Source organism: Tabrizicola sp. (genome assembly GCF_031377265.1).
GTDB lineage: Bacteria > Pseudomonadota > Alphaproteobacteria > Rhodobacterales > Rhodobacteraceae > JAUYQR01.
Map to the genome: position 1 here is coordinate 1 of NZ_JANMET010000202.1, position 6,421 is coordinate 6,421.

7 protein-coding genes and 1 pseudogene are annotated in these 6,421 nt (G+C 63.7%); 5 read left to right on the forward strand and 3 right to left on the reverse strand.

Annotated elements, in window-relative coordinates; all coding sequences use genetic code 11:
- Both RMO18_RS11550 and RMO18_RS11555 read left to right on the forward strand, forming a co-directional pair.
- Positions 1-331: DUF815 domain-containing protein (locus RMO18_RS11550; RefSeq protein ID WP_309666064.1), on the forward strand; the 331-nt coding region annotated here is incomplete at its 5' end.
- 40 nt (positions 332-371) lie between these two features.
- Positions 372-1,646: a hemolysin family protein gene (locus RMO18_RS11555; protein ID WP_309666066.1), complete on the forward strand. Its 1,275-nt coding sequence runs from the start codon at positions 372-374 to the stop codon at positions 1,644-1,646.
- Positions 1,647-1,689: 43 nt separating this feature from the next.
- Here the strand turns inward: RMO18_RS11555 and RMO18_RS11560 are convergent, their stop codons facing one another.
- Genes RMO18_RS11560 through surE form a run of 3 tightly spaced genes read right to left on the reverse strand, consistent with a single transcriptional unit; the run spans position 1,690 to position 4,342 of the window.
- A complete protein-coding gene (locus tag RMO18_RS11560; protein ID WP_405054055.1) occupies positions 1,690-2,829 on the reverse strand; it encodes a peptidoglycan DD-metalloendopeptidase family protein in 1,140 nt (379 codons plus the stop codon).
- Between the two features lie 53 nt (positions 2,830-2,882).
- Complete coding sequence (locus RMO18_RS11565) at positions 2,883-3,560, reverse strand: protein-L-isoaspartate(D-aspartate) O-methyltransferase (RefSeq protein WP_309666068.1); 678 nt, start codon at positions 3,558-3,560, stop codon at positions 2,883-2,885.
- Positions 3,557-4,342: a 5'/3'-nucleotidase SurE gene (surE, locus tag RMO18_RS11570; protein ID WP_309666069.1), complete on the reverse strand. Its 786-nt coding sequence runs from the start codon at positions 4,340-4,342 to the stop codon at positions 3,557-3,559. Before surE ends, RMO18_RS11565 begins: the two co-directional genes overlap by 4 nt.
- Before the next feature lie 197 nt (positions 4,343-4,539).
- Between surE and RMO18_RS11575 the strand changes: the two genes are divergently transcribed.
- From RMO18_RS11575 to RMO18_RS11585, 3 genes and pseudogenes are all read left to right on the forward strand, one after another.
- Positions 4,540-5,313 carry an ATP-binding cassette domain-containing protein gene (locus RMO18_RS11575; RefSeq protein WP_309666070.1) on the forward strand — a complete coding sequence of 258 codons (774 nt, stop codon included), beginning with the start codon at positions 4,540-4,542 and terminating at the stop codon, positions 5,311-5,313.
- 32 nt (positions 5,314-5,345) lie between these two features.
- Positions 5,346-6,113, forward strand: coding sequence for a transporter substrate-binding domain-containing protein (locus tag RMO18_RS11580; RefSeq protein WP_309666071.1), 768 nt, complete (start codon positions 5,346-5,348; stop codon positions 6,111-6,113).
- Between the two features lie 5 nt (positions 6,114-6,118).
- Positions 6,119-6,421 (forward strand): annotated as a pseudogene (locus RMO18_RS11585) (ABC transporter permease); the annotation flags it as partial.

The following is a 6,421-nucleotide window of genomic DNA, read 5'->3' on the forward strand; positions in this document are numbered from 1 at the left end:
GCTGTACGCCACATCGAACCGCCGGCACCTGATGCCGCGCGACATGATCGAGAACGAACGCTCAAGCGCGATCAATCCGTCCGAGGCGGTTGAAGAAAAAGTGTCGCTTTCCGATCGCTTCGGCTTGTGGCTGGGCTTTCATCCATGCAGTCAGGACGACTATCTCGACATGATCCGCAGATATTGTGGGGCTTATGGCGTAGATCTGGCCGATGCCGACCTGCGCGCGCAGGCGATCGAATGGCAAGCCACGCGCGGCGCCCGGTCTGGCCGGGTGGCTTGGCAATTCTTCTGCGATCTGGCCGCGCGCGAGGGCGTGCGGATTGAATAGTGCGCTTGTTTGGTGGGGCGTTCGGCCTTAGGGCTGTGTCATGGTTTATGAACTTCTGCTGATCTTTGCGTTGATCGTGCTGAATGGCGTGCTGGCGATGTCGGAGCTGGCCATCGTGTCGGCCCGGCCCGGGCGGCTGAAGCCGCTTGAGGCGCGCAGTCGCGGGGCGGCGATGGCCCTGCGGCTGGCCGAACATCCGGGGCGGTTTTTGTCAACGGTGCAGATCGGTATCACCATGGTCGGGGTGCTGTCGGGCGCGCTGTCGGGGGCGACGCTGGGGCTGCGGTTGCAGGGCTGGCTGGTGGCGCAGGGGGTGCCTGCCGACTGGGCGGCCACCTTGGGTGTCGGCGGCGTAGTGGTGGCGATCACCTATGTGTCGCTGATCGTGGGAGAGTTGGTGCCAAAGCAACTGGCGCTGCGCAACCCCGAAGCGGTGGCGATCCGCATGGCCCCGGCGATGACGGTGCTGTCGGTGATCATGGCCCCGGTGGTGTGGTTTCTGGAACGGTCGGGCCGGGTGATCCTGTGGCTTTTGGGCGCGCGGGGGGCGGGCGCGTCGAAGGTGACGGAGGAAGAGGTGCATGTCCTGTTGACCGAAGCCGCCGAAGGCGGCGTGCTGGAGGAAGAAGAGCGCGAGATGATGGCCGGGGTGATGCGGCTGGGCGACCGGACTGCCAGCGCCCTGATGACCCCCCGCCACGAGGTGGACATGCTGCCGCTTGACGCGACGGGGGCCGAGGCGGTGGCCGCGATCCGCCGCATCGCCCGGCCGCGGATGCCGGTGGCCGACGCTGCGGGCGACGTGGTTGGCATCGTGCTGCTGGCGGATGCGTTTCAGGTGGTATCGCGGCGCGAGGCGTTGGATGTGAAGGCGCTGATGCGCGAGGTGCCGGTGGTATCCGACCGTGCCGATGCGCTGGATGTGCTGGAAATTCTGCACCGGTCGGAACACCACTTGGCGCTGGTCTATGATGAATACGGGCATTTCGAGGGCATCATCACCTCGGGCGACATTCTTGAGGCGATCACCGGGGCCGAAGCATCCCAGGATGCAGGCGAGCCCGCGATTGTGACCCGGCAGGATGGCAGCCTGCTGGTGGCCGGCTGGATGCCGGCGGATGAATTGTGCGACCGGCTGGGCCTGCCGCGCAGCCTGGCGGGCGAGTATGACACCGTGGCCGGGCTGGTGCTGCACCAGTTGGGCCGGATGCCGGAGCTGGGCGAGGTCGTGGTGGCCGAGGCCTACCGCTTTGAGGTGATCGACCTTGACGGGCGGCGGATCGACAAGGTGCTGGTCAGCCGCATCGAAGGTTAAGCGATGGGTGCGTGCTGTTGCACGCACCGCCCGCCAAACCGCGCTATTGCAGGAAAGTCATCGGATCGAGGCTGTCGACGCCTTTGCGCACCTCAAAGTGCAGGAAGGCGGGGTCGCCCTTGCGCACGGCGGCGATGGATTGGCCGCGCTTGACCTTGTCGCCCTTTTTCACCTTTAGCGCATCAACCCCGGCATAGACGGTCAACAGATTGTCGGCGTGGCGGATCACCACGATCGGGACCTGATCGGTATCCTTGGTGATCGCCGCCACCGTGCCATCGGCAGCGGCCTTCACGGCGGTTCCTGCCGGGGCGGCGATGTCGATGCCCTGATTTTTCTTTTTGTCATAGCTGCGGATGATCTTGCCCGCGACCGGCATGGCCAAAGCACTGGTGCTGGTGCGATCTGCGCCAAGGTCTGGTGACGGTGGGGTGGCCTTTGGTTTGGTTGCGGCGGGTTCGGTTTCTTCGTCGGGCAGCGGTTTGGTTGCCGACGGCGGCGTCGGGGTCGGTGAACCTGCGCCGGGCGGCGTAGGCACTGGTTCAAGAACCGGGGCGGGGCCGGTGGCGACCGGGATGATCAGCGTCTGGCCTTCGCGCACCGCAAGATCGGCGCCAAGGCCGTTCCAATCGGCAAGGGCCTTGGCCGAGACGTTGTAAGTACGCGCGATGGTGAAGGCGGTCTCGCCGCGCGCGACGCGGTGGCGGATCGGTTCGCTGCCAGCTGCGGCAGCGGGGGCACTTGGCGACGGGCCGACCTCGTCAAGCGCGGTGGTGGCGATCGAGGTGATGTCGACGGGGCCCGCGCCGCCGATGGTTGCGGGCTGCGGCGCAGCGGCGACGCGGGATGGCAGCAACAACAGCTCGCCCGCGCGCAGCGGATCGGTGGGGCGCAGTGCGTTGGTTCGGGCCAATTCTTCGGCGTTCAGACCAAGGCGGCCGGCCAACGCGGCCACGGTATCGCCGCGCCGCGCTTCGGCAAGTTGATAGCCCGGGTAGGAAAGGACACCGTTGCCATCAGGCCGGGGCGGGGCTGCGGTGGCAACGCGGGCGGCGTCAGAGGTGTTCCCCGCGCCGGCACGAAGATCCCAATCAAGGTCGCCCACCGGGATGCAACCCGCGAGTGCAAAAAGACTAACGCCTAGCGCCAGGCGCAGGCGAGACGTTGCGAAAGATGGAACCATGTCTGACCGCCTCTTGCCAAATGCCCGGGTTGGCCCGGTTTCTTGGCGACATCCTACTCTGCGCCGAGCCCTTCGACCAGAGGGACGAATCGTACCGGGCGAAGTTCTTCGTATTCAAAGCCGCTGGCGGTGCGCGTCACCTTGATCAGGCTTTGCACGGCGTCGGATTGCCCCACGGGTACCACCATGATGCCGCCCAGCTTTAACTGCGCCAGCAAGGGGCCGGGCGGGTCTTCGGCGGCGGCGGTCACCAGGATACGGTCGAACGGTGCCTGATCGGGCAAACCAAACGACCCATCCGCCGTGAGCGAGGTGATGTTGGTGAGTTTCAGCTGGGTGAAAAGCTCGGCTGCCTCGCGCACCAGGCGGCGAAACCGATCGACCGTATAAACCCGGCGGGCCAGTTGCGACAGGATCGCGGCCTGATAGCCAGATCCGGTGCCCACCTCCAGCACGGTATCGCGCGCGGTCACGTTCAGCGCCTGCGTCATCAGGCCAACCACCGAGGGCTGGCTGATGGTCTGCCCGCAAGCAATCGGCAGGGGCATGTCTTCGTAGGCGCGCAGGGCGAAAATGCCTTTGACGAATACCCCGCGATCAACCCGTTCCATTGCCGTCAACACGCGCCCGTCGGTCACCCCGCGCGAGCGCAGCGCAAACAAGAAGCGCATCTTGCGTTCGGCAAGTTCGCCGGAATGGTCATCGTCATCCTCCGGCGGGGATGGGGTCATGCGAGCCGGTCCGCAAGATCGGCGAGCAGATCATGCGCCGTCAGGTCTGCGCGCATCGGGGTGACGGCGATATGGCCTTGCAGGTTCACCGCGGCATCGGTGCCGGGCAGGGTTGGGGTTTGCTGCGGGCCACCCTTGATCCAGAGGAACTTGCGGCCCGAGGGGGAATGGTGTGGTTCCACGCCGAAGGCGGTGTCGCGGCGGAAGCCTTGCGGCGCGACCTTGATGCCAAGCGTTCCGGCCCCGCTGCGGGGCGGGAAGTTGACGTTGTAGAAGATGCGGTAATCGTCCTGCGTCCAGATGCCTTTTTCCAGCAGGGAAGTGACGACGCCGATACCGTGTTGGCGCGCACTTTCGAACGGGTCGGGCAGCCCGTCATTGTCCGGCCCAAAGAACTGCGACAGGGCGATTGCCGGAACACCTTGCAAGGCCGCCTCCATCGCGCCGCCGATGGTGCCGGAATAGAGCACGTTCTCGGCTGCGTTGTTGCCGCGGTTGACGCCGGACAGCACGAGATCAGGTTTTGCGCCCTCCAGCACATCGTAGATCGCGGCCAGCACACAATCGGCCGGGCTGCCTTCGGCGGCAAAGCGGCGGGGTCCGAGTTTGGCGATCATCATCGGGTGGGTGTAGCTGATGCAATGCCCGACGCCAGACTGTTCAAACGCCGGGGCCACGGTCCAGACCTCGCCGTCTGGTCCAGCGACAGCGGTGGCGATTTCGGTCAGAACCTCAAGGCCGGGGGCGTTGATGCCGTCGTCATTGGTGATCAGGATACGCATGAAGACCCCTTTGGCTGTCCTCTGATTAGACGAGGCGGGGAATGCCTTCAAGCACCGATGGCCGCCGCTTTGCCCTACTTGGGGTGGAAGGAAGGCGGCTAACGTACGGTAAAGCCTATCCTTGCATCAATGCTTGAGGAAAGGCTTGCATGATCTTGTGTCGCGGGGTTTGATAGCCTGAACCAGTGTGGGGGCACATGGCAAAGGGATCAGGACAGACAAGCGTCGCAATCCAGGTGGATGATCTCCACAAGTCGTTTGGCACGCACCATGTGCTCAAGGGTGTTTCCCTGACAGCACATGAAGGGGATGTGGTCGCGATCATTGGTGGGTCGGGATCCGGCAAATCCACCATGCTGCGCTGCATCAACTTTCTGGAAACACCGTCCAGCGGCAGTATATCTGTCGCGGGCGAAGCGGTGGCGATGCACGCTGATGGCAGGCCGGCAGACCGAAAGCAGCTGGAGCGCATTCGCCAAAGCCTTGGCATGGTTTTCCAGTCCTTCAACCTTTGGACCCACAAGACGGTTCTGGAGAACCTGATCGAAGTGCCGGTGCAGGTGATGAAATGCCCCAAGGACGAGGCCATCGCCCGGGCGCGCAAGCTGCTGGCGCGGGTCGGGTTGGCTGAAAAGGAAGGGGCTTATCCGGCATTCATGTCTGGGGGCCAGCAGCAGCGGGCGGCGATTGCGCGGGCGCTGTGCATGGAACCGAAGGCCATGCTGTTTGATGAGCCGACATCGGCGCTGGATCCCGAACTGGTGGGCGAAGTGCTGCAAGTGATCCGTGGGCTGGCCGATGAAGGCCGCACCATGGTGTTGGTGACGCATGAGATGAAGTTTGCGCGTGAGGTCGCGAGCCACGTGATCTACTTGCACAACGGCGTCATCGAGGAAGAGGGACCACCTGAAGCACTGTTCGGAGCGCCTAAATCCGAACGGCTGAAGCAGTTTCTGAAATCCGTAAGCTAACGAGGCTAAATCGTGAAATCGAAAGGACGAAAATGAAGCGAGCTGTACTTTTGACTTTCGCCACCCTGTTCTTTGGTGGTGCTGCTGTTGCCGAACCCCTGAAGATCGGTATTGCGGCGGAACCCTATCCTCCCTTTGCCTCGCCAGATGCGGCAGGCAACTGGGTTGGCTGGGAAGTTGACTTTATCAATGCCGTCTGCGCGGCAGGCGAAATGGAATGCGTGATCACGCCAGTGGCGTGGGAAGGCATCATTCCATCACTGACCGGCGGCCAGATCGACGCCATCATGGCGTCGATGTCGATCACCGAAGAGCGGTCGAAGACCATCGACTTTTCGGACAAATACTACAACACCCCGACGGTGATCGTGACGGCCAAGGGATCGGGTCTGACGCCTGATGCCGCTGGAATGGCGGGCAAGATCATCGGCGTACAGGTCTCCACGATCCACGAGGCATATGCGCAGAAGCATTTCCCCGATGCGGCCGAGATCAAGACTTACCAGACCACGGACGAAGGTTTTCAGGATCTGGCCGCTGGCCGGATTGACGCGAGCCAGGCCGACAGCATCGCCATTGATGCGTTCCTTGCATCCGATGCTGGTAAAGCCTGCTGCGAAGCCATCGGGGCTGTTGAGGATGACCCGGCGATCCTTGGCAAGGGCGTAGGCGTCGGACTGCGCAAAGGCGAGGACGAACTGAGGGCCAAGTTCAACGCGGCCATCGCCAAAGTCATCGCAGACGGCACCTATGACGCGATCTCCAAGCCTTACTTCGCCTCATCGATCTACGGCGGCTGACAGACGTGTTCGGGGCTCTCCCCCTTGCAGCCTCGACCGCCGAGCTTTTGGCCTGGTCGCCCCCCGGTTGGGGGGCGACACTGGTTGCGGGGTTGGGCAACACGGTCCTGATCGCGCTGGGGGCCTATGCTGTTGGTCTCATGATCGGGGTGCTGGGGGCGTTCGGCAAACTTTACGGCGGGCCGATCCTCAAGGACCTCTTGGCGATCTACACCACGCTTGTGCGCGCTGTGCCGGAACTGGTGCTGCTGTTGCTGATCACCTTTGCCGCCAAGGATGCGATCAACGCCATCCTGCGCAGCTATGAC

Excerpts from the sequence above, each read along its gene's own strand:
- RMO18_RS11555 (WP_309666066.1), top strand. The coding sequence starts at position 372 with ATGGTTTATGAACTTCTGCTGATCTTTGCGTTGATCGTGCTGAATGGC.
- RMO18_RS11560 (WP_405054055.1), bottom strand. The coding sequence starts at position 2,829 with ATGGTTCCATCTTTCGCAACGTCTCGCCTGCGCCTGGCGCTAGGCGTT.
- RMO18_RS11565 (WP_309666068.1), bottom strand. The coding sequence starts at position 3,560 with ATGACCCCATCCCCGCCGGAGGATGACGATGACCATTCCGGCGAACTT.
- surE (WP_309666069.1), bottom strand. The coding sequence starts at position 4,342 with ATGCGTATCCTGATCACCAATGACGACGGCATCAACGCCCCCGGCCTT.
- RMO18_RS11575 (WP_309666070.1), top strand. The coding sequence starts at position 4,540 with ATGGCAAAGGGATCAGGACAGACAAGCGTCGCAATCCAGGTGGATGAT.
- RMO18_RS11580 (WP_309666071.1), top strand. The coding sequence starts at position 5,346 with ATGAAGCGAGCTGTACTTTTGACTTTCGCCACCCTGTTCTTTGGTGGT.